Annotated in this window: 26 protein-coding genes; 14 read left to right on the top strand and 12 right to left on the bottom strand. The window is 50.2% G+C overall.

Annotated elements, in window-relative coordinates:
* The first annotated feature begins 23 nt into the window (after nucleotides 1-23).
* Nucleotides 24-1,199: an exo-beta-N-acetylmuramidase NamZ family protein gene (locus FPE01S_RS15415; protein WP_052955877.1), complete on the top strand. Its 1,176-nt coding sequence runs from the start codon at nucleotides 24-26 to the stop codon at nucleotides 1,197-1,199.
* On the opposite strand, the gene FPE01S_RS25510 is transcribed toward FPE01S_RS15415, so the two are convergent.
* Together FPE01S_RS25510 and FPE01S_RS15405 are read right to left on the bottom strand one after the other, a co-directional pair.
* Nucleotides 1,151-1,486 carry a LytR/AlgR family response regulator transcription factor gene (locus tag FPE01S_RS25510; RefSeq protein ID WP_072054004.1) on the bottom strand — a complete coding sequence of 112 codons (336 nt, stop codon included), beginning with the start codon at nucleotides 1,484-1,486 and terminating at the stop codon, nucleotides 1,151-1,153. The genes FPE01S_RS15415 and FPE01S_RS25510 overlap by 49 nt on opposite strands.
* Before the next feature lie 193 nt (nucleotides 1,487-1,679).
* On the bottom strand, nucleotides 1,680-1,997 hold the full coding sequence (locus FPE01S_RS15405) for a LytR/AlgR family response regulator transcription factor (protein ID WP_169749178.1): 318 nt from the start codon (nucleotides 1,995-1,997) through the stop codon (nucleotides 1,680-1,682).
* A 277-nt stretch (nucleotides 1,998-2,274) separates the two neighbouring features.
* Between FPE01S_RS15405 and FPE01S_RS15400 the strand changes: the two genes are divergently transcribed.
* From FPE01S_RS15400 to FPE01S_RS15380, 5 genes are read left to right on the top strand one after another with little or no spacing between them, the layout of a single operon-like run.
* On the top strand, nucleotides 2,275-2,826 hold the full coding sequence (locus FPE01S_RS15400) for a hypothetical protein (protein WP_046370630.1): 552 nt from the start codon (nucleotides 2,275-2,277) through the stop codon (nucleotides 2,824-2,826).
* Nucleotides 2,827-2,840: 14 nt separating this feature from the next.
* A complete protein-coding gene (locus FPE01S_RS15395; RefSeq protein WP_046369973.1) occupies nucleotides 2,841-4,163 on the top strand; it encodes a Dyp-type peroxidase in 1,323 nt (440 codons plus the stop codon).
* 20 nt (nucleotides 4,164-4,183) lie between these two features.
* Nucleotides 4,184-5,203, top strand: a complete 1,020-nt coding sequence (locus tag FPE01S_RS15390; RefSeq protein WP_046369972.1) for a hypothetical protein — start codon at nucleotides 4,184-4,186, stop codon at nucleotides 5,201-5,203.
* Nucleotides 5,204-5,211: 8 nt separating this feature from the next.
* Nucleotides 5,212-6,435: a DcaP family trimeric outer membrane transporter gene (locus tag FPE01S_RS15385; RefSeq protein WP_052955874.1), complete on the top strand. Its 1,224-nt coding sequence runs from the start codon at nucleotides 5,212-5,214 to the stop codon at nucleotides 6,433-6,435.
* A 47-nt stretch (nucleotides 6,436-6,482) separates the two neighbouring features.
* Nucleotides 6,483-6,908 carry a hypothetical protein gene (locus FPE01S_RS15380; RefSeq protein WP_046369971.1) on the top strand — a complete coding sequence of 142 codons (426 nt, stop codon included), beginning with the start codon at nucleotides 6,483-6,485 and terminating at the stop codon, nucleotides 6,906-6,908.
* Here the strand turns inward: FPE01S_RS15380 and FPE01S_RS15375 are convergent.
* Nucleotides 6,872-7,432 (bottom strand): DoxX family protein, encoded by a 561-nt coding sequence (locus tag FPE01S_RS15375; RefSeq protein WP_072054003.1) that lies wholly within the window; start codon nucleotides 7,430-7,432, stop codon nucleotides 6,872-6,874. The two genes, FPE01S_RS15380 and FPE01S_RS15375, sit on opposite strands and share 37 nt — an antisense overlap.
* A 280-nt stretch (nucleotides 7,433-7,712) precedes the next feature.
* Nucleotides 7,713-8,288 carry a Crp/Fnr family transcriptional regulator gene (locus tag FPE01S_RS15365; RefSeq protein WP_046369969.1) on the bottom strand — a complete coding sequence of 192 codons (576 nt, stop codon included), beginning with the start codon at nucleotides 8,286-8,288 and terminating at the stop codon, nucleotides 7,713-7,715.
* Nucleotides 8,289-8,396: 108 nt separating this feature from the next.
* Between FPE01S_RS15365 and FPE01S_RS15360 the strand changes: the two genes are divergently transcribed.
* From FPE01S_RS15360 to FPE01S_RS15335, 6 genes are all read left to right on the top strand, one after another.
* Nucleotides 8,397-8,960, top strand: coding sequence for a helix-turn-helix domain-containing protein (locus tag FPE01S_RS15360; RefSeq protein WP_046369968.1), 564 nt, complete (start codon nucleotides 8,397-8,399; stop codon nucleotides 8,958-8,960).
* A 74-nt stretch (nucleotides 8,961-9,034) separates the two neighbouring features.
* Nucleotides 9,035-11,251 carry a heavy metal translocating P-type ATPase gene (locus FPE01S_RS15355; protein ID WP_046369967.1) on the top strand — a complete coding sequence of 739 codons (2,217 nt, stop codon included), beginning with the start codon at nucleotides 9,035-9,037 and terminating at the stop codon, nucleotides 11,249-11,251.
* A 91-nt stretch (nucleotides 11,252-11,342) separates the two neighbouring features.
* Nucleotides 11,343-11,558 carry a heavy-metal-associated domain-containing protein gene (locus FPE01S_RS15350; protein WP_046369966.1) on the top strand — a complete coding sequence of 72 codons (216 nt, stop codon included), beginning with the start codon at nucleotides 11,343-11,345 and terminating at the stop codon, nucleotides 11,556-11,558.
* A gap of 16 nt (nucleotides 11,559-11,574) precedes the next feature.
* Complete coding sequence (locus tag FPE01S_RS15345) at nucleotides 11,575-12,069, top strand: DUF3347 domain-containing protein (protein ID WP_052955872.1); 495 nt, start codon at nucleotides 11,575-11,577, stop codon at nucleotides 12,067-12,069.
* 6 nt (nucleotides 12,070-12,075) lie between these two features.
* Nucleotides 12,076-14,373, top strand: coding sequence for a multicopper oxidase family protein (locus FPE01S_RS15340; protein ID WP_245624010.1), 2,298 nt, complete (start codon nucleotides 12,076-12,078; stop codon nucleotides 14,371-14,373).
* Nucleotides 14,374-14,461: 88 nt separating this feature from the next.
* The gene (locus tag FPE01S_RS15335; RefSeq protein WP_046369965.1) at nucleotides 14,462-15,433 is read left to right on the top strand and encodes a GlxA family transcriptional regulator; all 972 of its coding nucleotides are present in this window, start codon (nucleotides 14,462-14,464) and stop codon (nucleotides 15,431-15,433) included.
* A 4-nt stretch (nucleotides 15,434-15,437) separates the two neighbouring features.
* Here FPE01S_RS15335 and FPE01S_RS15330 read toward each other — a convergent pair whose 3' ends face one another.
* Nucleotides 15,438-16,733, bottom strand: coding sequence for an OprO/OprP family phosphate-selective porin (locus tag FPE01S_RS15330; RefSeq protein ID WP_046369964.1), 1,296 nt, complete (start codon nucleotides 16,731-16,733; stop codon nucleotides 15,438-15,440).
* 17 nt (nucleotides 16,734-16,750) lie between these two features.
* Nucleotides 16,751-17,971 carry a DcaP family trimeric outer membrane transporter gene (locus FPE01S_RS15325; protein WP_157474056.1) on the bottom strand — a complete coding sequence of 407 codons (1,221 nt, stop codon included), beginning with the start codon at nucleotides 17,969-17,971 and terminating at the stop codon, nucleotides 16,751-16,753.
* Between the two features lie 270 nt (nucleotides 17,972-18,241).
* Between FPE01S_RS15325 and FPE01S_RS15320 the strand changes: the two genes are divergently transcribed.
* Together FPE01S_RS15320 and FPE01S_RS15315 are read left to right on the top strand one after the other, a co-directional pair.
* Nucleotides 18,242-19,705 (top strand): aspartate ammonia-lyase, encoded by a 1,464-nt coding sequence (locus FPE01S_RS15320; RefSeq protein WP_083990334.1) that lies wholly within the window; start codon nucleotides 18,242-18,244, stop codon nucleotides 19,703-19,705.
* A 216-nt stretch (nucleotides 19,706-19,921) separates the two neighbouring features.
* The gene (locus FPE01S_RS15315; protein WP_046369962.1) at nucleotides 19,922-20,986 is read left to right on the top strand and encodes a type II asparaginase; all 1,065 of its coding nucleotides are present in this window, start codon (nucleotides 19,922-19,924) and stop codon (nucleotides 20,984-20,986) included.
* A 436-nt stretch (nucleotides 20,987-21,422) separates the two neighbouring features.
* Here FPE01S_RS15315 and FPE01S_RS15305 read toward each other — a convergent pair whose 3' ends face one another.
* The 6 genes from FPE01S_RS15305 to FPE01S_RS15275 all read right to left on the bottom strand — a co-directional run.
* On the bottom strand, nucleotides 21,423-22,205 hold the full coding sequence (locus FPE01S_RS15305) for a hypothetical protein (RefSeq protein ID WP_046370624.1): 783 nt from the start codon (nucleotides 22,203-22,205) through the stop codon (nucleotides 21,423-21,425).
* Between the two features lie 346 nt (nucleotides 22,206-22,551).
* On the bottom strand, nucleotides 22,552-23,178 hold the full coding sequence (locus FPE01S_RS15295; RefSeq protein ID WP_169749177.1) for a putative outer membrane beta-barrel protein: 627 nt from the start codon (nucleotides 23,176-23,178) through the stop codon (nucleotides 22,552-22,554).
* Between the two features lie 55 nt (nucleotides 23,179-23,233).
* Nucleotides 23,234-23,866, bottom strand: coding sequence for a DUF4136 domain-containing protein (locus FPE01S_RS15290; RefSeq protein ID WP_046369958.1), 633 nt, complete (start codon nucleotides 23,864-23,866; stop codon nucleotides 23,234-23,236).
* A 3-nt stretch (nucleotides 23,867-23,869) separates the two neighbouring features.
* Entirely contained in the window at nucleotides 23,870-24,169 is a 300-nt protein-coding gene (locus FPE01S_RS15285; protein ID WP_046369957.1) for a hypothetical protein, read from the bottom strand.
* A gap of 172 nt (nucleotides 24,170-24,341) precedes the next feature.
* A complete protein-coding gene (locus FPE01S_RS15280; RefSeq protein WP_046369956.1) occupies nucleotides 24,342-25,202 on the bottom strand; it encodes a hypothetical protein in 861 nt (286 codons plus the stop codon).
* 244 nt (nucleotides 25,203-25,446) lie between these two features.
* On the bottom strand, nucleotides 25,447-26,626 hold a 1,180-nt coding region (locus FPE01S_RS15275; RefSeq protein WP_157474055.1), incomplete at its 5' end, for a sigma-54 interaction domain-containing protein.

Below are 26,626 nucleotides of genomic sequence, written 5' to 3'. Positions count from 1 at the left end.
GGGTATTTTTATAGTCCATAATAATGGCTACGAAAAATACACTTCTTTGCGGAATTGACCAGGCCCCACTGGCATTAAGGTCCATGAAGACCCTGCGCTGGGGCCTGGTCTCCAATTCCGTGGCAATGACGGTAAACGGTGTACCCGCATTACCGCATTTACTGGGGGAAGGATTCCGGATCCGCAAACTGTTTTCACCCGAGCACGGGTTTTCGGCAACAGGCATTGATGGCGCAACCCAGCCCGATCAAACTGACCAGCAAACCGGGCTACCCATCATCAGTTTATATGGAGGGAAACTTTGCCCGACAGAAAGAGACCTGGAAGATATTGATGCCATCCTGTTTGATATTCCCGATGTGGGATGCCGTTTTTACACCTATCTCTGGACGCTGACGTACGTGATGGAAGCGTGTGCCGCGTTCGGGAAAATGCTGGTCGTGCTGGACCGTCCCAATCCCATCGGGGGTGATCTGAATTGTGCAGAAGGCCCGATGCTGGATGAAACGCATTGCAGTTCCTTTATCGGCCGCTGGTCAATCCCCATACGTCATAGTTGTACGTTGGGAGAACTTGCCCGGTATTTTGCTGCCACACGCCTTCCTGCATTACATCTTGAAGTAGTTTCCGTTGAAGGATGGGAAAAGCGGCTTTCAGCAACATCTGGTAGCTATTCCTTCCGGCCGACATCTCCGGCAATCACCAATGCAGCTACTGCCCTGCTCTATCCCGGAACAGGACTATTGGAAGGCATCAACATCAATGAAGGACGTGGTACAGCACATCCGTTCTGCTGTTTCGGCGCGCCCTGGATCAACCGGCATCAATTGCAGGAAGCTTTTGCTGAATTGCAGGTCCCGGGTATTGCAACAACACCTGTTTCTTATACGCCGCGCGAGAGCCGTTACGCCGGGCAGGCTTGTGAAGGCTTACTCCTTAATGTGAACGATGCTGAAGTTTTCCGGCCGGTGGCAGCCGCAATCACTATTATCCGGCTGTTGATGGAACTCTATCCGTTATGGATAGCCGAAGCATTTTATCCGACTGCAGCCAATCCTTCCGGAACAGGGCACCTGGATAAACTGCTGGGTGTTCCAGGGGCATTCGCCAGGCTGATGTCTAAACAAACCATAGCAACTGATGTAACGGATCAATGGCGCGATACCATAGTATTCCCGGCAAACACTACCAACACGTGAGGTGAGAGGTTCCTGGATACCGGCAGCTGATCGCCGCCAATTGAAACGGAATTCCTGCTGATTGAAGTAACGTGTTTGATGTTGACAAGAAACTTACGGTGAATACGGAGAAAGAGTGTTTTCGGCAACCGCTCCTGCAAGGCACCAAGGTTGATGTAAACGCGGCGCGTATAGCGGCCCGCATGCAGTTTGCAATAATTATCCTCTACACTGATGTACTGAATGACACTAAGCGGGATCGGTACATATCGCCCTTTTTCCTTTACAAGAACGCAATCGATTGGCATCCTGATTTAATTTCCGAAATAATAAGAAATGAAAAAATATCGGCAAAGCCATTGTCATCATCTGTATAAAATCAGGAATAATCTGACAATAAACCGGAATAATTGACCAGGGAGCTTTCCAGTGTGGCAGGTGTTTCAACTGCGTGCCCGGCAACCATTGAAAAAAATCGCTCCCAAATCTGCCGGTTTACGGTTAACCCAGGATATTCAGCTTCTCTACAATACTATTGAAATACTGTTTGGAGATAGGGATGAAATGTTCACCAACAGCAAGTTGCTGCCTGTCCAGCGTTTTTATATGATTTATCGACACCGCATAACTGCGATGTATCCGGATGAAAATTTCTGTGGGCAGCTTTGTAAGTGTAGCAGAGAGTGTTTTCTTCACCCGGAAAAATGTATTGTCCGCGAGGATTACTTTGGTGTAGTCGCCTTCAGCGCAAAGGAGTGCGATTTCCTCCGGTTTGATCGCATACAGTTGTTTCCCCTGCCAGGTAAATATGGGTGGCATAGCCTGAAAATACAATTTTTTCCTCCGCTGTAGGAAAGGGATTCGTTCGGGATTCATTCGTTAATTTAACGAAGAATCCCCTTTGAATCCCGAACGAATCCCGAAGGCAACCCGAAGGAATGGACAGCTACCGTCGAACGAAGCAGGGTTAGCGGCAAGCAGATATCATTCACCGAAAATCCGGTACAACTTAACCGTAAAACGACCTCCGTTTCAGGTGCCTGCTCTTTTATTATCTAAGTTGTACTGCTATCCATTCATTACGAAAATCAATTTCATGTCAGACAATTCCTGGCAAACCCCGCAAGCGGTAGCCATCCCCAAAAGCAGCGACGGCCTGGAAAAAGGCCGTTATGGTCCCATCTGGCCCAAGACACCCGCCAACTATGGTTTCACGGTCATAGCAAAAGTGATCGAAGGCAGGGAAGAAGCCATCCGTAATTATGGCAAGACCATTGAGGAAGCCGTTAAAGGCAGTCCCGATGTACTTGCACCCCTCAAACTGCATTTCCTGCGCTGGGTGCTGTTTGACGTCGGTTCCGGCCTGCATTTCATGTACCAGGGTATCTTCGACACCGACTTCGACAAATATGTTGAAGATGCAATCGCCCTTTTCAACAGCACCGGTATCACTACAGTATTTGTAAACCTGGAAGGCTGGCCGGAAGACTGGAAGACCAATGTACCAGCAGTGACGAAATTCTTTCACGAACACCAGCGTCCCAGCTTCCTGGAATATGGCGAATACCCGTTTGTATCAGCAGATGAAGTAAAAAAAGCCCTGCGCCTGAAAGCTGCATTCTCAGAAATGCTCGACCAGATGCAATAACACAAAAGCTACCTATGCTTGAACTGGAAGACATACAGCATTACCTGCTGACCAGGCCGCATGCGACCATCGCTGAATATCATTTCATGACATTCAGCGATGCTGCGAGCGGCAGGAGATGGATCAACGACCTGCTGCACACCATTGGCAATGCAAAGACCGTTATGGCTGCAAGCGATACGGATATGCGGTGGGTGTCCATGGCCTTTACAGCTAATGGTCTCCGTAAGCTGGGGATCAGTGAAACCGAGCTGGCCACTTTCTCCGAACCTTTTTTACAGGGAATGGCAGCTCGTGCCGGGATGCTGGGTGATACCGGCGCCAATCATCCGGACAATTGGGAAGACAATATCACCAGCGATAACCTGCATGCAGTCGTCATCCTGTTTGCAAAAGACCGTGAGGAAAAGGATCGCTGCCTGAAAGCGCATGAGGCATACCTGGTGAACAACCCGGGTGTGAAGATCCTTTCCACGCTCCACATAGAGGCAATACCACCCTACGATTATGTACACGAACATTTCGGTTACCGTGACCGCATTACCACACCGGTGATCGAAGGGATGGGTGTTGAACCAACACCGGGCTCCCATCCTCCCAGCAAAGCCGGTGAATTTATCCTGGGCTATGCGGACGACACCGGGGAAACTGTGCCGCTTCCCCAACCTTCCGCGCTCACCAGGAACGGCAGCTACCTGGCCTATCGCAAGATGCAGGAACATGTGGGCGCTTTCCGCGACTACCTCAGGGCTAATGGTGAAACAGAAGAAGAGCAGGAACTGGTCGCAGCCAAGATGATGGGCCGCTGGCGGAAAAGCGGGGCGCCACTGGTATTGTGTCCGCATAAGGATGATCCCGAACTCGCGGGTGACAACCAGCGCAACAATAATTTCGATTACGAAAAAATGGACCCGCACGGATATGCCTGTCCCATCGGCGCCCATATCCGCCGGATGAATGTCCGCGACAATTCAGTGACCAGAATTATGAACCGCCGCCTCATCATCAGGAGAGGCGGAACCTATGGCCCTTACCTGCCGGATGATGCGCCGGAAGATGGTGCCAACCGGGGCATTGCCGTGTTCGCGGGTTGTGCTGATCTGAGCCGCCAGTTTGAGTTCCTGATCTCCGTATGGGCCAATGACACCACATTCGAAGAACTGAACGAACGTGACCCGTTCGCGGGAGTACAGGATGGATCCCTGGATTTCGCCATTCCGAAAAAACCGATCAAAAAAAAGCTGAAGAATATCCCCGCCTTCACTACGGTGCGGGGTGGTGCCTATTTTTTCCTGCCCGGCATCAGTGGGTTACGTTACCTGGCCGGGCTCACCTAACGCATTCAAGTCATTTTATCATGAGTAATTCATTCGCAACGATGCCCCGCCTGTACAACCAGTTCCTGTCACCCAGGAAGTATATTCCAGGCAAGCGCCGCATCAGCATTTACTGGACCTGGAGTTATCCCTGGGAAGCAAACCGTGATACCAATGAACTGGACAACCGCTTCTCCACGATGGCTGAAGTACGCCGCGCGGGCTGGCCAAACTTCGAATCCATTGAATATTCGGAAAAGATGTTCCTGCAAGGCATTGCCGGTACACTGGAACTGTTCCACCTGGGCACGGTCCGTTTTCAGCAACTGGCGGGTGAGGTTACCAGCCATCCGGTTTCAATCTTCCAGCGCATTGACCAGGCGGGACAAAGACTTCCCATTGATGAACGCATCCTAAACGACACCGATACGCTGATGGTTTTCGGTCTCGACCATATGGTGACGGAACAGGAAGCCTCTCCGGAAGAGATCAATGCCATCAGCAACTGGCTGAAGCGCGAGGGCACCTGCCTCGTGCTGAGTCCGCATCACGATGTGGGCGTTTCAGAAGACCTGAAAGAAAGGCAGATGGAATACAAACATCATGGCGATCCGTTGGTTCCGCGGCAACAACGATTTGGCACGTATACCCGGTCGCTGATGAAAGGACTGGGCGTACCGGTGATCAACCGTTACGGGTTACGGCCGGCAACAATCAACGGAACCAACCAGCTTGCTCCCCTGAATATCAATAAGGATCTTGACAGCCGCGGCTGGCTGAATGGCGTAACTACCTTCAATTTTCACATGCACCTGCCGCACTATGCAGTGACCACCGAAGACAGCAAACTGATCTCAGTACTCGCCAGGCAACCCATCGATATGAGCCACCCCCATCCCTTTATTGAAGCTGGCAATACCGAATTCAATATGTTCCTCTGGATGCCGCCGTCAGGAGAAAGGGTCGGGGAAATTCTGCTGGCCGATTCGACAATCTTCACCACCCTGTTTGGCAGCGATCCCAGCCTGGATCAGTTCTGGAAAAATATCGCCAGGCTTTAATTGTATCCGTGAACTGCCGAACCCGATACAGGAACCTGGTGTACGCTTTCCTGGCATTACTGCTGCCAGCAACAGCCTTCAGCCAGAACGGTGACGATGAAAAAAAAACCAGCATAGAGGTCCAGGGATTTATCATGTCAGACATGGGCTACAATTTCAACAGCATCGACCCGGACTGGTTCGACGTGATGCGCCCCACCAAGCTGCCTTCCCGCAAGGGAGAATTCGGAACATCCGGCAATATCTGGTTCAGCGTGCGGCAAACCCGGTTCGGCATCAGCAGCAACACGCCAACAAAACTCGGTGAACTGAAAACGCTTTTCAATTTCGACCTGATGGGATTCGGCGTCAACAAGGGGCAGACCACTTTTCACCTGATCAATGCCTGGGCCCAGCTCGGGAAATTCCTCATTGGCCAGACGGCATCCATCTTCATGGACCAGGATGTATTTCCTGTGACGCTCGACTACTGGGGGCCTATGTCGAGGTTATACAACTTCAATATCCAGGTGCGGTATATACCCATATCCAACGAAAAACGCCGCCTGTACCTGGCAATCGAAAGACCCGGTGCGACAGCCGACGAAGGGAATGATGCGACCAGTATTGCCCTTGACAAAGTAAAGCCCTATTACCGCATGCCCAACCTCCTGGCACAATACCGGCAGAACTTTTCGTGGGGTTATGTACAGGCTGCCGTATTGGCCAAACTGATGCAATGGGACGATGTGTCCGGCAACACTGCTACCGATCTAAGCGGAAAGGCATTTGGCTGGGGGTGGACGCTCAGTAGTGTTGTGCCGCTTGGGCAACGGTTCCGTTTTAAAGTTCAGGTAGTGCAGGGTGAGGGTTCAGAAAGCCATATTGCCGATGCGCCGGCCGATGTTGTACCGGAACACAATCCCAGTGACCCGGTTCAATACATTAAAGGTATACCGCAGCCTGTATGGGGTTTCTTCACCTATCTCGATATGGACTGGAACAGCCATTGGGCCAGCAGTGCGGGATACTCGCAGGAAACAGTAAGCAACGGCAACCTCCAGGCTCCCGATGCATTCCGTAAAGGTCAGTATGCATCGGTTAACCTGCGGTTTATGCCATGGACGAATATCATGGCAGGTATCGAGTATCAATATGGAAAGCGGCACAATTACCAGTCGGCCTACAGTGCGTCTGCCAGTAAGCTGCAATTTTCCGTAAAGGTGAATTTTTCTGCAAAGACCAGTTTGTAACGGCGAACCGTAACCGGGTGTTCATTAACTAACATAAACCGTGTACTATGTTTGAGATCCTGCAACGCGTCTGGGAAAACCTCCTCGCAAGAACCGAGGGGCCGCTTAACTTGCGTTTTTTCTTACAGCCTACCATTTCGATCATCTTTGCCATACGTGCGGCCATGAGGGACGCAAAGGCCGGTACTGCACCTTACCTGCAGCGGTACGCCAAAGCCAGCAAGGCTGAAAAAAAGGGCATGCGCATGGAGATCTACAAAGACGTCGGAAAAATATTTGTAATCGGAACCATATTGGATATCACCTATCAGCTCATCGTGATCTTCAAACAGAAGACGCAGGCCAGCTTTTATCCACTCGAATCGCTCCTCGTTGCTTTCCTGCTTGCCATCGTCCCCTACCTGCTTTTACGCGGTCCGGTCAACAGGCTGATCCGCTATTTTACGGGAAGATCCGGTCGTTCACAGGACTGACCCGGGAAACCCGCCGGGAATATTCTCGAACTGGCTGCTGCAGGACTTCCTGTAGACAAACGAGACGTATTCCGGCCTGGCATTTTGTTTTGTTGCCGCAGGAAGTCAACAGAGAACCTGCCTGCGCCGGTGATGATCAGGGATAGCGACATTCCGATGGCCAGCAAAAAAAACTCCATACCTTCTGCAGCCTGGTTGCCGAACCAGTTCATAAAGAAATAGTCTGTAAAATTCGTGAAAATAACGCCCGTCATTACGATAGCTATTGCAAGGCTCCAGAATCGCACGGCAAAACCGGCAATCAGCGCAAGCGGTCCAAAAAACTCGATGAGGATAACTGCAAAACCGATGACCCAGGGAAGTCCTGCTGTTTCTGTAAACCATTTCATTGTACCCTCAAATCCGAAACCGCCAAACCAGCCAGGCAATTTCTGGGCGCCATGGGCAAAGATCACCAACGCAAGAAAGATCCGGAGAATCAGTGGTGCCAATGAAGCGTCTGTTTTACACACGATATTTTTCATTGTATCATTTTTAGAGATACAAATTTCTTTCATCACATGGCCCTGCTCCAATCAACAGTGATAAGAAATAACGTTATCCTGGGGTAATGAAAGCGGGAAGATTTGAAAGTTTGGGGTTTGATGTTTGGAGTTTGGAGTTTGGGGTTGCTTTGCCTGCCTGTCCCGGCATCCGTGCAATAAACGAAACCACGAGTTTGTTTTTCCGAAACGCAGTCTGGTGGCTAATTTCACTCAGTTTTACAAATTGCCTGTTTTCCCAAAAGCAGGAGCCCTCCATGCTTTAACGAATGCGAGACCGCAGCCGGCTAAGACTTTGCGGTGTAATACCGAGATAAGAAGCTATCTGGTGATCGGGGACGCGCTGGTCGATCTCCGGGTAACGCAACACGAAAGCCTGGTACCGCTCAGTAGCGGATTTAGCCAGCGTATCCGACACCCGCTGCGTTAACGCGATGTAGGCATTCTGGATCATGATCCGGAAATGTCTTTCCAGCTTTGGAACAGCCTCATAAAGCAACTCCAGGTTGGTTTTGGTGATCTGGTACACCTCGGTGTCTTCCAGGCAGTCAATATTGTAGTTGCTGGGCGTATCAGAAAGAAAGCTGTAAAGGTCGCCTACCCACCAGTCTTCCGCACCAAACTGAACCACATGCTCCTGCCCCGCCGCATTTATTTCATAAGTGCGTGTAACACCTTTTACGATAAAGGTTTCGTAACGGGCAATATCTCCTTCCTGGAGTATGTATTGCTTCCTGCGAAATTTTCTGAACGTAAAGGTCGATTCTATGATTGCCATCTCCGCTTCGGTGAGTTGTACATGTTTGTTCAGATTCGAGAGGAGTGCTTTTATCATCATTCAGGTGCAGCCGTAAAATAAAAGAATTCCGGTGAAACAAAAGGGAGATAGCATTCCAACCTTTCGTGCCGGAATTTGTTGAACTTTGGCACGAAAGGTCTACCCCCGATGAAATTATATATCAAGAACATGGTTTGCGATCGTTGTATCATGACGGTGGAAAAAGAACTGGAAGCACAGCAACTGCCCTGGAAAATGGTCCGGCTGGGTGAAGTGGAACTGGTTAAAACGCCATCTGAAACCGAATTAAAGCGACTGAATCAAAGGCTTTCCGGGCTGGGTTTCGAATTGCTGGATGATAAACGCTCACAGGTAGTGGAAAAGATCAAAAATGCGATTGTATCGCTGGTGCACCGGGGAGAAGACGATCACAACCTGAAAATGTCCGCGTACCTGGAGCAGAAACTGGAAATGGATTACCATTCCCTCACTACCCTGTTCACCGCAGTGGAGGGTGTCACTATAGAAAAATACCTGATCCTGCAACGTATCGAGCGCGTAAAGGAACTGCTCTGGTACGATGAACTCAGCCTCAGTGAAATTGCTGACCAGACCGGCTACAGCAGTGTTCAGCACCTCTCCCAGCAATTCAAAAAGGTGACAGGCACCACGCCATCAGCCTTTCGCGCCTCACGGGAAAACAGCCGCAGGCCGCTGGACAAACTGTCATAATTATATACAAAAGCCGGGTCAGCGTATAACAACCGGCAACGGCAGTAGGGGGAAATTTGTAAAAAGATTTCAAAATGTCTCTTGTAAAAGAAACTTTTCCCGTACTCGAAATGACCTGTGCTGCCTGCGCAGTGAGCGTGGAATCCATGCTGAAATCAGCCAAAGGCGTTAAAGATGCCGGGGTCAATTTCGCGAGCCAGACAGCCTGGGTGGAATATGATCCGATACAGGCTCCCAGAACCTCCTTGCAGCAAACGGTACGCTCCATCGGTTACGACCTGGTGATCGACACGGAAAACAGCAAAGCCATTACCGCTACTGCACAACAGCAACATTACCATAACCTGAGGCGCCGCACAGTATGGGCCGGGGCACTATCCCTTCCGGTAGTGATCATCGGGATGTTCTGGATGGATCTTCCCTACGCCAACTGGATCATGATGGCATTGTCGACGCCGGTAGTATTTTACTTCGGCCGCAATTTCTTTGTCAATGCCTGGAAGCAGGCGCGGAATGGCCGGGCCAATATGGATACCCTGGTTGCCCTGAGCACAGGCGTGGCCTGGGTGTTCAGTGTCTTCAACACTATCTATCCGGAATTCTGGCACGCAAGAGGCATTCATCCGCATGTTTATTTCGAAGCAGCTGCCGTAGTGATCGCCTTTATCTCCCTGGGCAAGCTGCTGGAAGAGAAAGCGAAAGCAGGCACCTCCGCAGCCCTGAAAAAACTGATAGGCCTTCAGCCCGACACGGTCACGATCGTTCACCAGGACGGCGCCTATGAAGACATCCCGGTCGTCCAGGTGAAAGTGGATGACATCCTGCTGGTAAAGCCCGGCGAAAAAGTTCCCGTGGACGGCATGGTGAGCGAAGGCGCATCGTACGTGGATGAAAGTATGATCACCGGTGAGCCGGTAGCAGTCCTTAAAGCAACCGGTGCCCGGGTATTTGCCGGCACGATCAACCAGAAGGGAAGTTTCCGGTTCCGGGCCGATAAAGTTGGTGGCGACACGGTGTTGGCACAGATCATCAAAATGGTACAGGAAGCCCAGGGCAGTAAAGCACCAGTCCAGAAACTGGTGGACAAAATCGCCGGGATTTTCGTACCGGTAGTGATTGGCATTGCCCTGCTCACCTTTGCCGCCTGGATGATCTGGGGTGGCGAGAATGCCTTTACCCATGCCCTGCTCACTGCCGTTACCGTACTGGTGATCGCTTGCCCCTGTGCGTTGGGGCTCGCCACCCCCACCGCGATTATGGTAGGCGTCGGCAAGGGTGCAGAAAATCATATCCTCATCCGGGATGCAGAAAGCCTGGAACTGGCCCATAAGGTTACTGCCATAGTTCTCGATAAAACGGGAACTATTACAGAAGGAAAACCGGAAGTAACAGACCTCATCCTCACCAGCCGGGAACCTGATCAGGCGAAAGCCATCCTCCTGGCTATTGAACAACAATCGGAGCATCCCCTGGCAGCAGCTGTAGTGGAATACCTCGGAAAAGAAAACTTACCGGCCATAACCGTGGGTGCCGTTGAAAGTGTCACCGGCAAAGGCGTCAGGTCAACTTATGCGGGTAAAACCTGGGGGGTTGGCAACCTTGCCCTGCTGCAGGAACTGGGGGTACCTGTGAGTGCCGCACAACAGGCACAACTGACGGCGCTGCAGCAACAGGCGAAAACAGTGGTGTTGCTGTCTGCAGACAAATCACTGGAAGCGATCATTGCCATCACTGACAAGGTAAAGGCAGGTTCAGTTGCCGCGGTCAGGTCTTTGCAGGACCAGGGCATTAGCGTATACATGCTCACGGGCGACAATCAGCACACTGCCGCAGCCGTTGCGCGGGAAGCAGGGATCAGGCAATTCAGGGCGGAAGTACTGCCATCGGATAAGGCCGCCTTTGTTGCGCAACTGCAGCACAAGGGTGATATCGTCGCTATGGTGGGCGACGGTATCAACGACTCCCAGGCCCTGGCGCAGGCGGATGTAAGCATCGCTATGGGCAAAGGCTCCGACATCGCGATGGATGTAGCGAAAATGACGCTGATCACTTCAGACCTGAACACCATTCCCCGTGCCCTTACCCTCTCCCGCCACACTGTCCAAACCATCCGCCAGAACCTTTTCTGGGCCTTCATTTACAACCTGGTCGGCATTCCCATTGCAGCCGGAGTCCTCTACCCGTTCAACGGTTTCCTGCTGGATCCCATGATCGCAGGTGCTGCTATGGCATTAAGCTCCGTAAGTGTGGTGACCAACAGCCTCCGCCTGAAATGGCGCCGCCTTCCCTGAATAATTATATACAGGAAGGCAAAAATGCTATAACAATCTCTCCGGGGCGTCGGGGTACCTTTACATCATCAAAACAATGTCAATTAAGCATATGGAAACAATACAATTCAAAACGACGATCAAATGTGCAGGCTGTATTGCCGCCGTTACACCGGTACTGAATAAAACCGTTGGCGAAAACAACTGGAAAGTAGATACGGGTGACCCATCCAAAATACTGACCATAAAAGCGGAAGATGCTGCTGAAGCCACCGCTGTGGTCAGCGCCCTGGAAAGCGTCGGCTACAAAGCAGAAAAATTAAACTAATCTCAAACAATTTATCATGCAAACGATCAGACAATTCTTCGCCGTGACCACGATGGCACTTGCCGTACCCTTCCTGGCTTTCAGCCAGGATAAAACACCCGTTAATAACCTGCTGCAGCAATACTATGGTATCAAAAATGCCCTTGTCGCCGGAGATCCCGCTGCTGCTGCCAAAGCTGCAACAGCGTTCACCGGGGCGCTTCAGAACATTAATACCGGCAGTCTCGCCGCCAGTGAACAGGCCGCCCTGAAACCAGTCAGGGAAAAACTCCTGGAAAACAGTAAGGCTATTGCATCCGGAAAGGATCTTGCGAAACAGCGGGCCGCATTCCAGGTGCTGTCAGACAACCTGATTCCGGTGGTAAAAGCGTCCAAAGTTGATGCTCCGGCCTACATCGCTTACTGTCCTATGAAAAAAGCTTCCTGGCTCAGTGCAGAACAGGCAATTAAAAATCCTTACTATGGCAGTGCCATGCTCACCTGCGGTTCAGTTAAAGAGACGATTCAATAAGCGTACATGAAACGGAGTTCCATTCTTGCAACGCCCATGGCGTCATTGCTCCTGCTGCTCACAGCAATATTCCCTGTCAGACCGCTGCAGGCACAGCATGCTCAGCCGCAGCATAGCCCGGCAGCGTCGGCTACGCCACACCGTGAACCTTTCCGTACAGTTTCCGGTGGCCGGATCATTTACCACCTGTATATCACAGATACCGTGGTGAATTATACCGGGAAAAAAGCCAAAGCCATTGCCATCAACGGTACAATCCCCGCCCCGGAACTCCGTTTCACCGAAGGCGATACTGCCGAACTCCATGTGCACAACCTGATGCACATGGAGACTTCCATCCACTGGCATGGCCTCATCCTGCCCAACGAACAGGACGGCGTACCTTATCTTACCACCACACCCATCAAAGCGCACAGCACCCTCGTTTATTCCTTTCCGATCGTGCAGAACGGCACTTACTGGTACCATTCCCACTCCATGCTGCAGGAACAATCCGGCATGTACGGAGCATTCATTATCGACAAGCGAAACAGCGAACGGAAAAATGAACATACCGTGTTGCTGAGCGACTGGACCAATGAAAAACCGGAGCAGATCGAACGATCACTGCATAGCGCAACCGACTGGTATGCAATCCGGAAAAATGCCGCCCAGGATTACTGGCAGGCGGGCCGCGAAAAAAAGCTGGGCGTTAAATTCAACAACGAATGGAAAAGGATGCTGGCTATGGATGTAAGCGACGTTTACTATGACCAGTTTACGGTAAATGGAAAACCTGAAGAAACAGCGCCGCTATATAAAGCAGGCGACAAGGTGCGGCTCCGTGTCATCAACGGCAGCTCCTCCACCTATTTCTGGTTGCGCTGGGCTGGTGGAAAAATCACCGTGGTGGCGTCAGACGGACAGGACGTAGAACCTGTGGAAGTAGACCGCCTGATCGTAGGCGTATCTGAAACCTATGATGTTGTCGTGACCATTCCTGCAAGCGGCAGCTATGAATTCATGGCTACCGCTGAAGACCGTACCAAAAGCACGTCCTTGTGGCTGGGTGAAGGCAGCAGGCATCCGGCCGGCGCCCTGCCCCGCCTGAAATATTTTGAAGGCATGAAGATGATGAACGATATGATGAATATGGACGGCACCATGAATGATATGGGCATGAGCATGAGCCTTCAGCAGATGGACATGAATACGGTAATGTACCCTGAGCTAGTGGACAGCAACCAGGAGATCACGGCGTTGAACTATTCCCTCCTGCGGGCACCTGCCAGTACCAAACTACCGGACGGCCCGGTCAGGGAAATGCTTTTTGAACTGACAGGGAATATGAACCGCTATGTGTGGACCATCAACAATAAAACAGTTTCTGAATCTGATAAGGTCCTCATCAAAAAAGGGGAAAACATCCGCATCATCATCCGCAACAATTCAATGATGCGCCACCCGATGCACCTGCACGGACACTTTTTCCGCGTACTGAACGGGCAGGGAGACAATGCACCGTTGAAATCTGTACTCGATGTGATGCCCATGGAAACCGACACCATCGAATTCCACGCTTCGGAGCAATACGGCGACTGGTTCTTCCATTGCCATATCCTTTACCATATGATGGCCGGAATGGGCAGGATCTTCAGCTATGATACGACTGGCGTTGCCGTTACCCCCGGCAAACAACAGGATCAACAAATGCTGCCTTATAGCGCGCACAACAGCCAGCAGGGTTTTCAGCAGAATATCCGGAAAGTATACCGCGATGACCGCAGGCTGTTCCTGTCTGCCCAGATCGGCCTGGAAAGCAACGGCAGCGACGGTGAAATCCGGCTGGCCAACACGCGCTGGTCATTTGATACTGAATGGCGGCTCGGCATCAACAAAGAGAAAGGTTATGAAAGCGAGACCCATATCGGCCGGTACATCGGGCGCAACCAGTGGCTGATGCCCTATATCGGGTACGATTGGCGGTCGCGGGAATATGGACACCATGGCAAAGCGGAAGATGACAAAAATCTGTTCGGGCAGACCAATACCAAAGATGAGCGGTCTGTTATCTGCTTTGGTGTGCAGTATGTGTTGCCCTTACTGATCCGCGCGGATGCGCGGGTGGATACGGAGGGCAAGTTGCGTTTCCAGCTGGGCCGCGAAGATGTTGCCGTAACCAAACGCCTGCGTTTCAACTTCTACGTCAATACCGACAAGGAATACATGACCGGCCTGCGGTATATCGTCACAAAATATTTTTCACTCTCCACCCACTACGACAGCGATATGGGCTGGGGTGGTGGCGTAACAGTCACCTACTGATTGCAAATACAGCAACCGGGTGTAAACCGGCCACCGGAACAGGTTGATCTGGCCACCATGTATCCTTAATTTTGTAAAAAATAAGGACATGAAACATGTCACCCTGGTGGTGCCCGATGGCGAGATTAACCTGAACAGCCTTGCCGGCGCTTATGAAATCCTTACAAGAGCAGATGACTACTGGCAGCGCATCGGCAATCCACCGAAGCTGAAAGTACAGATCGCAGGTTTTGTTTCGGAATTGCCTGTCCACCAGCATTATTTCGCCATACATCCCGGCGATATCCGGCAGATTAAGAAAACCGATCTCCTGATCATTCCTTCCCTGTTTGGCGATTATGAAGAACTGATCAGGCAAAACAGTAACCTGATTGACTGGATCAGCCGGCAATACCGCGACGGTGCGGAGATTGCCAGTATGTGTTCCGGCGCATTCCTGCTGGCCGCTACCGGCCTGCTGGATGACCGGCTTTGCTCCACGCACTGGAATGTTGTCAGCGAGTTCCATGAGCGGTTTCCCAGGGTAAGAATTGCCGCAGACAAAATCATTACCGATGAAAACGGCATTTATACCAATGGTGGCGGATATTCCTTTCTCAACCTTATGTTGTACCTCGTGGAGAAGATCTTCGACAGGCCGACCGCTATCTTCTGCTCCAAGATTTTCCAGATCGATATCGAACGCACCACACAAAGCCCCTTTACTATTTTTCATGTGCAGAAGAGTCATGGCGACGACATTATCAGCCGGGCACAGCAGTATATTGAAGACAATATTGAAGAAAAGATCTCCTTTGAAAAACTGGCAATACAACTCGCCATCAGCCGTCGCAACTTTGACCGCCGCTTTGTAAAGGCAACGGGCAATACTCCGGTTGAATACCTGCAGCGCGTCAAGATCGAAGCCGCCAAAAAGGAACTGGAAAAAGGCCGGAAGACCGTGTTTGAGGTGATGAGTGATGTGGGTTATACTGACGACAAAGCCTTTCGGGAAGTGTTCAAAAAAATAACCGGCCTCTCCCCTATGGATTACCGGCATCGGTACAGTAAAGCGGGGTAAAAAATTACATCACGGTGATCTGTAAGCGCGTTTCAAAGAAGTGCACATGGCCTTTCATCCGGAAACGATCCAATATGCCATAACCATAAATGAATTCGCAGCGCAGCGCTTTGGAGAGGTACCAGTTGATCATCGGGGTGATCCTGGTGAACTTCCCTCCCTGGATCGAACGGTCGTTGAGATCAAACGAGGAAAGGTGCAAAACGCCTTCGATTTCTCCCCATCCACCTTTAAATACAGATTTGTTAACCGGAACAAAACCGTAGATGCTTCCGGTGGTATTGTAAGGTCTGCTGGTTCGGGTAAAAAAATAACTGAGCACCACATCGCCCCCGTTAAACCTGTAGTTCTCCTGTTTTTCATCATAGAAATGATGCGCCATGATCTCGGTACCGATCGTAAACCGGTTATTGGTATAGTAAGCTTCAATGCCGGTATGGCTGGAACGGTTGGTGGCAAATTCACCTGTATTGATCAGTTGTGGCGTCGGGTTGGATTCCGGTCGGCTTTTCACGGTGAATTTTCCTTCAAACGGTTTAGCATATCGCAGGTTTGCAGCTATGTGAAAGAACTCCTTCCGTTTCGGATTGTTGATAGGCATCCATCCGACCCTGCCCACATACTGCCATTCAAAAGTGGAGAAACCCTGTCCTTTCGAAGTGAGGTCATTGAAGTAACCGAGGTTCCAGAAAATGCGGGTTTTTTGGTGGTAACCAAACCATTTGATGCCATCGGCAAGAATGGGAATCGGGTCGAGTGCCATCTGGCGCTCATTGGTGAGCCCGGAATGACCATTCATTACCTTGATCATCGAATAACCTTCCTTGGTGCGGCCTACAAAAATATGCCCGAACAGTTCAGGCACCCCGATAGTCAATCCGGATTCGCGTACCATCCAGACGCCCTTATCGCCGTCGTACATATAGGCGAATTTCCAGGCGAGATATCTTTTGGATTTAAGGAAGCGCCCGCTGGCCAGGATCCGGAAATCGCGTGTTTTGTAGGTGGGTCGCAGATCGATGTTCAGCGAATCCATCTGCTTTTTGAACGTGCTGCTTTCCGAATAGCTGGTGAAGTCACCAATGAAACCGGCACCTATCCTGAAAGTGGAGTAGGTGCCGGCAAATTCATTTGGCGCAAGTGCTTTTGGTGTGTTCTCAAAAGTGGAATCAGCAGGACGCGCTTTAAAAACAAGTCCGTCTGTACCATTCGGCATCACCCGCGTAGTATCCTGCGCGTTAACCAACGCAACGCTGAGGGTACCTGCAACCAGCAATGCCAACCGGCCCGATCGGTTCATACAGATGGTTTCAGCCCTCAGTCATTCTTTTTGGTGTAGAAAGACTGAGAGAAATTGTATTTGAAGGAGAACTGCAGCTTGGAGATGGAAGTACTCCAACCATCTTTATAATTATCACGGTCTCCCCACTGGAATTCAACACCCATCATAGCATTCTTTACCGGGTACCACATCAGGTTGCCGATAGCGTATTGACCCTTTTTGAAAGCATCGACATTCTGCGCATTGGAGTTGTCGATATCAATGGAGGAGTAACCGAAAGAACTGCTGAATTTTTCATTCCAGTTGATGTCAAAAAAGCCCACCAGTCCGGTTACGGGAAGCAAAACGCCTTCAACAGGCTTGGAAGGGTTTCCTGTATTTTTCAGTGCTACGTCCACCGGCGCATCGTTCATATAGTTCTGCACACCTTCACCATAAAGCGCTGATCCGCGGAACACCACTCTCGGTCCGATCTTAATATTCGTGCTCAGGTTAAGTCCCCAACCCACACCGTCTCCGGAAAGGTCGTAGCCGGTGGGATTCTGGTCTTCCCATTCCATTTTACGAACAATACCTGCCAGCTCAATATAACCCCATTTGAAAGCATGGCGATATTCGGCAGAAAGATCCGGCAGTGGGAATCGTCCATGCACGCTGTCCAGTGCCAGACGATCATCATACACACCCTGGTCCGCACTGGCGCCCGGCCTTTCCAGCGCAATAGTCAGCCGCGTATCGCCCTGGATGGGCATATAACGCACCTGTATGTTTCGGAAGAAAGCCATGCCCGTGGGACCCCAATATTCAACCGTATTGGGAAATACATCAATATCCATAAAGGGACTCCAGTACTGGCCTGCACCAAACTTGCCCAATTCAGCATACGCATGCCGGAGGCGGATCGTGGTTTGTCCCGCATCGACACCGGTACCGAACATTTCAAATTCGAATTGCGTCTTCAGTTCGCCCAGTCCGGTCTTAAACCAGTTCTTGAATCCCAGGCGTGTCTGTCGTACTGAAAAATAGGTATTGCCATCAGTGCCGTATTGATTCTTATAGGAGGGTAATTTTGTAGGACGAACCACATCATACCAGTCGGGGTGGATCTGGTTAAAATCGTAGCCCGCATCCATCATGATAAAACCATAGATCTCCATGACTTTGGTTTTCTCTTCTTCCTGCGCCGTCGCGGCAGTGGTGATCAGCAACCAGGCTGCAGAAAAGAGGAGGTTCCTCAGCAGCATTGTCTTCTTCATAAGAAATGTTTTTAGGTTGATGGTTTGTATCTGATTAAAATTAGACGCTTTGTTTTGCCTCTGGGACAACTACCGGCGTTTAACGGTTAAACTACCCCTTCTGAAACCGTTAGCTGACCATGTTTCTGCCAAATGAAAGCCCCATATAACTGTAAAACATCGTCTCGTTTTACGGTTAATCCAACAGGAATTCAGGTAGCCGGTCCGGAAGCAAGTACCTTGATCCTACGCATCATCGGCCTTCCGCGCGGCCTTCAAAAACACCTTGAAATGAAAAAGAAACTCCTCTCCGCCATCTCCTGCCTGATTTTACTGAATACCACCAGCTTACTTTTTGCACAGGGCACCCGTACGGAACACGACCTGCTGGGTGACAAACAAATTCCCAATGATGCTTACTACGGGGTGCAGACAGCAAGGGCGCTTGAGAATTTTCGCGTCAGCAGCATGCCGACTTCTTTTTTCCCGGATTATGTTAAGGCTTTCGCTATCGTCAAGCTGGCGGCAGCCCGCGCCAATACACAGGTGGGCCGCATGAAACCCGAAAAGTTGCAGGCCATTGAAAAGGCCTGCCAGGCAGTGATGGATGGCAAATATCATGACCAGTTCCTGGTAGATATGTACCAGGGCGGAGCCGGCACGTCAGCCAATATGAATGCGAACGAAGTACTCGCCAATATTGCGCTTGAACTGAGTGGTCACAAGAAAGGGGAATACAATATCATTGAGCCGCATGATGACCTCAATATGGGTCAGTCCACGAACGACTCCTACCCTACCGCTATCAAGATCGCCCTGCTGCTGCACAACGACAAGCTTGTAAAAGAAGCCACCGCACTGGCACAGGCCTTTCATAAGAAAGGAGATGAATTCAAAGGTATTGTCAAAATGGGCCGTACCGAAGGTCAGGATGCTGTTCCCATGACCCTTGGACAGGAATTTCATGCTTTCGGCGTACAGCTGGATGCAGAGATCGCTGCGATGAAGAAAGTAGAAGCGGCGCTGTGTGACCAGAACATGGGGGCCACCGCTATCGGTACCGGTATAACTGCTTCACCAGGCTATGCAGAAAAATGCGCCGTTGAACTCGCCAAAATCACCGGCAAGCCAATCGTCATGAGTAAGGACCTGATTGCTGCCACCAGCAGCCAGCAGGCATTTGTACTGTATTCTTCCGTACTGAAAAGTTTTGCTGTTGCATTATCCAAGATCTCCAGCGACCTCATAATCCTCGCATCCGGACCGCGTACCGGCATCTTTGAGATCAACCTTCCCGCACTGCAGCCCGGCTCGTCCATTATGCCCGGAAAAGTGAATCCCGTGATGCCGGAGCTGATGAATGAAGTTTGCTATAAAGTGATCGGCAATGATGTGACGGTCACCCTCGCAGCACAAAACGGCCTGCTGCAGCTTAATGCCTATGAACCTGTTGAAGCCATCGCGATTATGGAATCACAGGGATTACTCTTCAAATCAATGCCATTGTTCAGAAAGAATTGTATTGAAGGTATTACTGCCAACAAAGATGTGCTGGAAAAATACATCAACCGTAGTGTAGGTATTGTGACCGCCCTGAACCCTGTGCTGGGCTATGAGAAAACCACTGAACTGGCCAAGGAAGCGCTGACCTCCGGAAAAGGTATCATTGAACTGATCCGTGAAAAGAAACTGCTGACAGAAGCACAGATCAAGAAGTTGCTCGATCCGGTGGCGCTGACGGGTGAGAAGCAGTAGGAAAAAAGTTTGGGGTTTGGGGTCTGAAGTCTGGAGTTGGGTTTGGGGTTTGGGGCTTGACGTTGGATGTTTGACGTTTGGCACCAAAGCCTGATCATATTCAATCTCCAGACAAATGTAAGTTTTGCCCCTGACCTCAAAACAACCTATAAACCGCGGACTTCAAACATATAATTGATCAAACTACAAAGACAACACCATCTTAAACACTCTTTTATGAAAAAGCTCCCCTACTATTTCAGGAAGGCGTCAGTCGCCTTACTTGTTATGGCATCGCTAACCGCCTTCGGTCAGAAGAAAGCGAATGTAACCATCCTGGCTACAGGCGGTACGATTGCCGGCGCGGCGGCAAGTGGCACCCAGGCTGGCTACACCTCCGGACAGGTAACCATCGATGCGATGGTGAATGCCGTTCCGGACATCACCAAACTGGCGAATATCAAAGGAGAGCAGATCTCCAATGTCGGCTCGCAGGACATGTCCTTTGAGATCATGCTGAAACTGGCAAAACGTATCAACGAACTCACCAAAGGCGACGTGGATGGCATCGTGATCACCCACGGTACCGATACCATGGAAGAAACTGCCTACTTCCTCAACCTGGTGTGCAAAACCGACAAACCCGTTGTGCTGGTGGGTTCCATGCGGCCTTCCACTGCCGTGAGCGCCGATGGTCCCCTGAACCTCTATAATGCTGTGGCCGTCGCCGCCGATCCCAATGCTGCCAAAAGGGGCGTTCTATTGGTGATGAACGACTGGGTGCATTCCGCTCAAAGCCTCACCAAAATCAGTACCACAGCCGTACAGACTTTCATGAGCCCGATCAACGGACTGATCGGTATTTCCAACTACGGTGTAAATGAGTTTTATCGTTATCCCTATAACAAATTTGGAAATGGTTCAGAATTTAAAGTGGATAATGTGACTGCACTCCCCCGCGTTGATATCATCTATGCCGACGTCGATATGCCTGCTGACCTGATCGAAGCATCCGTAGCGAAAGGCGCCAAAGGCATCGTAATTGCCGGTGTAGGAAATGGCAACATGCCGAAAGCCGCACTGGATGCCTGTGCAAAAGTTGCCAAACAGGGAATCCCGGTTGTACGCAGCAGCCGCGTGGTAACGGGAAATGTGGGCCGGAATGTTGAAGTGAATGATGATCAGCTGGGGCTCATCGCATCTTATGACCATAACCCGCAAAAGAGCCGCATACTGCTTTCTGTCGCATTGCTGACCACCAAGAGTCCGGATGCATTGCAAAAAATATTTTATTCCTATTGATCCTGCTCTTTCCTTTCTTTCAGGTTGATAGTGAAAGGTGCTTCAGCGATGAAGCACCTTTCTTTATAATGTATTTGTCTATGATGGCGCTGCCTGCCTTCGCTAAAGCTTTGGCCGGCGCTGCGCGCCTGTCACGCTATTTCTACACGGTTTCGCGCAAAGCACGCCAAGGAGCAAAGACGCAAAGAATTATGGTAAACTGATGCGCATAATCGCTACAGTAAGGTGATAAGTCTTATGCAGGAAAATAAACAGATGGCATGCGAAACATCCCAAAAAATGAAAACAATCGAGTGCCGTTGACATTGGCAATCTGCCCGCATGCTAAAACAAATCCCTTCGCGCCTTTGCTCCTTGGCGTGCTTTGCGCGAAACAACAACGGGCGCAGCGAGAAAAGTCTCAGTCATTTGCGTGAAACACCGTAGGCTTTAAACGCTATCTGAATATTTTTTTTCGTTTTCCCTTTTCTTTGGGCTGGCAGCCGCCAAAGCAGGCGAACTGTGGCGTAAACAGCATAATGCCGAATTCAAATCCGGCACCGTGGCCGCTGCTGAACTCATCACCGAAAGTAAGTGCAAATACGGCATACTGGCTGGGTTCCCATCGCAGGCCGGCTTTGTACTCAGGAATCGTACCGGTCTTCCCGGCGGAACCAAATACTTCTCCCACAATGGAAGCAGTGGGACTGAAGGGATACCAGGCTACCCGGCCGGAATAGGTAAATGCCCAGGCTGTTTTTCCTTCGTTGCCATAATCGATCGTCATGCTTGCCCCGGGCATCAGGTCAACCGACAGCGTGTTGTTAAAGAAGGGAATTGTAGCGGGTGCATTCATCCAGTAAGTCCTGAAAGCATCTTTGACCCGCAGTTCAGCATCAAGTGTACCAGGTCTCATGCCGGTACCAGCCTTGACACCAATCCCTCCGGTCTGCGCCTTGTTTTCATAAATCATGTATTTGGCATATAGCGTTGAGGAGTAGCCGTCGTTGGTGGTGGGGTCATTGTCGTTGTTGTACAGGTAGGCTGCAATGGTGAATTCCCACCGGGGAAACAGTGAATAGGTAGTCATCAGCATGGAGCTCCGCTGGCCCACTGTAGGAATAATCGTAATCGTTCCCCACGGTTTTGACAACCAGCTATCAGAGTTGAATTGCTGTGCCTGGTCCTGTTTTGGAAGTAACAGGAACAACAGTAACAACAGCCATGTTCCAAATGCCATGCTACCGGTTCCTGTCATTTTCAACTTTATGTTTTTTAATCCCTGCATACCAGTTCCATCAGCAACATTTTATCAACTCCTTTCCCTCCTCTATTTTTCTTTGCGTCTTTGCTCCTTTGCGTGGCGCCAACGGCGCCATTGCGTGAAAAAACTGAAAAACAACTGCGTAAAAAAACCTGCGCGAAAGGCGCGCAGCGCCGTACCATATACTTTGCGTGCTCCGCCTCCTCCCACCCTTTTCCTCAAAAAAAGGAACCTGCTCCGTGCAAGGAGCAGGCCCATAAATAAACCAGATCTAACGAAACTATGCTGCTTACGAGACAAGAGACATATTTGCGTGAACTCCCTACTGCATGAACACAACGCCGAGCTGGAGACCAACCGACTTGAGGCCATCGATCTTGAAATCATCCTCCTTGTTGGTGGAATAGCTGTAGCGGGCGCCCACCAGGATGCCGAATCCCGAATGTTCGGAAGGCTTGATGATTGCACCGATCTCCGGGCGGATCAGGAAGCCCCAGTTGTCCACTTCGGTAACATAGGTATTGTAGTAAAGGTCCTGCTCGCTGTAGGTAGCACCCAGGGCGAGTCCCGCATAGGGATAGAACATCTTTCCGCCACTGAAATACCAGTGGGCATTTACGGCCAGCGGAAGGGTGTAGATATATTTGTAAAGGTCAGTAGTAATGGCGCCGTCTTTCAGCTGGTAGGTCGTGCGCGGAACATATTGATAGTAACTGTTCCAGGCAATCTCCGTACCTACGGAGAAGTTGTGTTTGATGCCCCTCCGGTATTCCAGCTTGAAACCATACAAACTGGTTTTATCGAGAAAATCATTTCCAACGGGAAAATTGACATCCCATGCAAATCCGAACATATTGTCGAAGGGGATGGGTCCTTTGACCGACTGTGCCGAAGCCGGTAAAGCAAAGGCCAGCAGGATCAGTATCGAGAGGGTGATATTCCTAATCATGGTTGTTTTTTTAAAAGTGATAACCTTAGTCATTGGATGATCAAATGCCACGCGCTTATTGTGCACTGATATAAGGCGATTGCGTGAAAGCCTGGTCGATGGAATTCAATGCATTGTCCAGGTTGGTGCCGGTTGAACCCAGTGCACCGCCATTCCAGTTGGTCCACAATACTTTCAGGCGGTGATCTTCCTCAACAGGATTCTTGAGGTCAATCATTTCAATGATCAGCGAACCAGTTTCATAAACATACACGCCATAATAAGGCGGATAATAGGGATACCAGCCGCAATAGTACCACCAGCAGCCTCCCCATCCGGGATACCCCCACCAGTACCCGGGGTACCAGCCGCTGGTATAGATATCAACATCTTTAAGGGCCATTGCGCCAATACCGATATCGGGATTATCGTCTCTGCCAACCGCGGTGTAACCCCGCGCCTCCATATGCGATTTGATGGATGCCAGGATCTGGTCGCCGTATTGCGGATCGAGAATACTGTCCTGGGATGTATTGCTGATCAAGCCCACATAGTCGGGTAATACAAAGGTTTGATAGCTTTTGAAATCAGCTGCTGCATCATAATTGGTGTACACTACAAATTGTCCCGAAAGGTCATCCATATTGGGGTACTTGCGGCATTGGGTAAATGCCAGGATCACCAGGATGAGGTAAATGGTTCGTTTCATCGTTTACGTTTTTGTTTCATTGAATATGCGCGACGTTTTTTGACTGGTTCCAAGGGTTTCAAAGGCGCCTTCAATCAGTACGAATTCAGGAGATTGCATAAAATCCCGCAATGCCTTTTCGGATGGCCACAGCGAGATAAAATGGTAGTATCCGTTAACAAGACAGTCGCCACTCAGTGTTTTCTCCAAACATTCACTGGAAATCTGGGAAAAAGCCAGTTTGAAAGTCTGAACAAACTCTTTCCTGTTATTCTCAGGAACAAAACCGCTCAGTTTAAGCAAAAGGGGTTTATTGTCCATCATGATCACAGTGATGCAACACAGGTGCGCAGTGCGTGTGCGCTACCTGCGTGACTGGTTTTAAGGAAAATTTTAGCAGTACCGAATAGGCCCAAAAATAGGGTGATGTCCACATCCCGCACAGATTTTACGGTATAACAGGAGGCCTTCCGGCAAACGTTTGAGCGGTTAACGGTTAAATTATCTGTGCTGCAAATACCGGCAAAGACGGGTGTACGGAAAAGACGTATTCCTTAAGGCGGGTAACAGCGCAATTGGTAATATCATCCTGGGTCTCAAACGTCTTGTCAGGATCAGGTTTGCATTCATATAATTCGGACCAGATCTGCTTGTAGGTGCGGCATTCGATCAGCTGCATATTTACCCTGATCTTTTCCCTGCTGAATTGCATACCCCCCGTCAGGATATAATTGAATCCGATGGAAGCACCAAGTTCCCTGTAATCCGGGTATTTCTGGGTCAGCGACTTGACAGCAGGATAAGCGATCACGGAGATCTCATCCACCTGCATCAGCGCAGCAGAAATCTGCAGGCATACATTATCGGCAAACGCCTTCTGCAGGTCATCTGCGGCTGCACAAAGAAATGGAAGTATCGCCACAGACAACTGCCGGTCATCAGCGTCCCCGAAGCTACGTGTACCATTTGCTGCCACCACCCGCCCGGTGGAACTCCAGCGGTCATTGAATTCAGGAATATACTTCCCCTTCGGTATACTGATCATGATCTGGTCTTCACTGCCACTCTCGGCATAGTACTGGTTCAAGGCCCGTCTTAAACGGCCGGCATGAATGCGGACAATACAGTTCTGCTGGGGATTGAAATTGACCGGCTTCTCCAGCACCTTCACCGCAATGGTATATTCCTTAAGGCAGGCCGAGTTGCCGGAAAGGGTTTCATGTACAATAAATGAAAGGAATTTTTTCAGAATGCCGGACTCCATAAAATGAGGATGCTCGAAAATCCTTTGCATCTGACTTTCGATAGCACCGGCTCCAAAAGGAATGGTGGGCGCGTAAGCAGTGACTTGCTCCATATGGTTGGTTTAATAGTACCGGGTAGAATAGATACGGACCAGGATGGAGGGAAAGGATGGCGGCTAATTCATCGGCATGGTAATTGATAATAGCCAACAAACATGCCATTCAGCGGAATATCTTACACATTTTTTTACCTGCCTGATTACCAATAGCGTTCAATTATTCACGATAGTTTGCTATCAGCCCTTAAACAGTTTTTCGATAGCGAAATATCGTTACTCTCGAAATATCGAGACAGTTTCAGCTGGCTCTTGCTCTTTCAATACCCAGTTTTTTCAGTTTTGAACGCAGTGTACTCGGATGCAGGCCCAGCCGCAGCGCCGCACCATCAGCACCATTGATTTTCCAGTTACAATGTTCAAGGACTTTCAGTATATGGGCTTTTTCCACCGATTCAATGGATTCCCTTTCTGTCAGCTCGTCCGTTTTGCTGATGGAAATAGCGGGTACTTCGCCCTGCCAGTCCAGTATCAGTGCGGGTCCCCTGCTGATCACCACCGAACGCTCGATCATGTTCTTCAGTTCACGGATATTCCCCGGCCAGGAATATTCGGTCAGCCTGACCATATCTGCTTTGGATACCTGGAATACTTCCTTGTGCTGCTCAGTGGCGAACAACTGCAGGTAATGGGATATCAGCAACGGGATATCGCTTTTTCGTTTGCGCAAAGGCGGTATGGTTATGGGAAACACATTTAACCGGTAAAACAGGTCTTCCCGGAAAGCCCCTGCCCTTACTTCGTTCTGGAGGTTCCGGTTGGTTGCTGAAATAACCCTGACATCCACCTTGATCACCTGTTGCCCCCCGATCCTTTCAAATTCACCGTTCTGTAAAACACGGAGCAGCTTGCTCTGCAGCGACACGGGCAGTTCACCTATCTCATCCAGGAAGATGGTGCCGCCGTTGGCGAGCTCGAACTTTCCTTTCCGGGCGCTTACAGCGCCTGTAAATGCGCCTTTTTCATGCCCGAACAATTCACTTTCCATCAGGTCTGCAGGGAGGGCCGCGCAGTTGACTTTCACAAATGCTTTTTCATTCCGGTAACTGTTTTCGTGTATGAGACCGGCAAACATTTCTTTTCCGGATCCGGTTTCTCCCAGCAACAGTACGCTGGCATTGGTATTGGCCACCAGCCTGGATTTCTGAACGGCATACAGAAAGGCTTCGCTTTTTCCGATAATGTCAGCAGCGGCTACTTCAGTTTCGGCTGCCACCGGGTTCAGCATAATATTTTCCTTGTCAAGTTCCTGCTTCAGCTGCTTAACTTCTTCGAATGCTTTTTCCTGTTCCGTATTATCCATGCCAATGCTCATTATGCCTTTGGCGGAATCATCGGAATCGTACATTATCACGTTTGTCCAGCTGATGGACAGGTTGGTGCCGTTGGCCGTCCGGATTCTCGAAGTGAACTGGGAAAGC

Source organism: Flavihumibacter petaseus NBRC 106054, from assembly GCF_000974785.1.
Lineage (GTDB): Bacteria > Bacteroidota > Bacteroidia > Chitinophagales > Chitinophagaceae > Flavihumibacter > Flavihumibacter petaseus.
The sequence above is the reverse complement of the archived record's forward strand: the minus strand, read 5'-3'. Positions and strand labels throughout refer to the sequence as shown.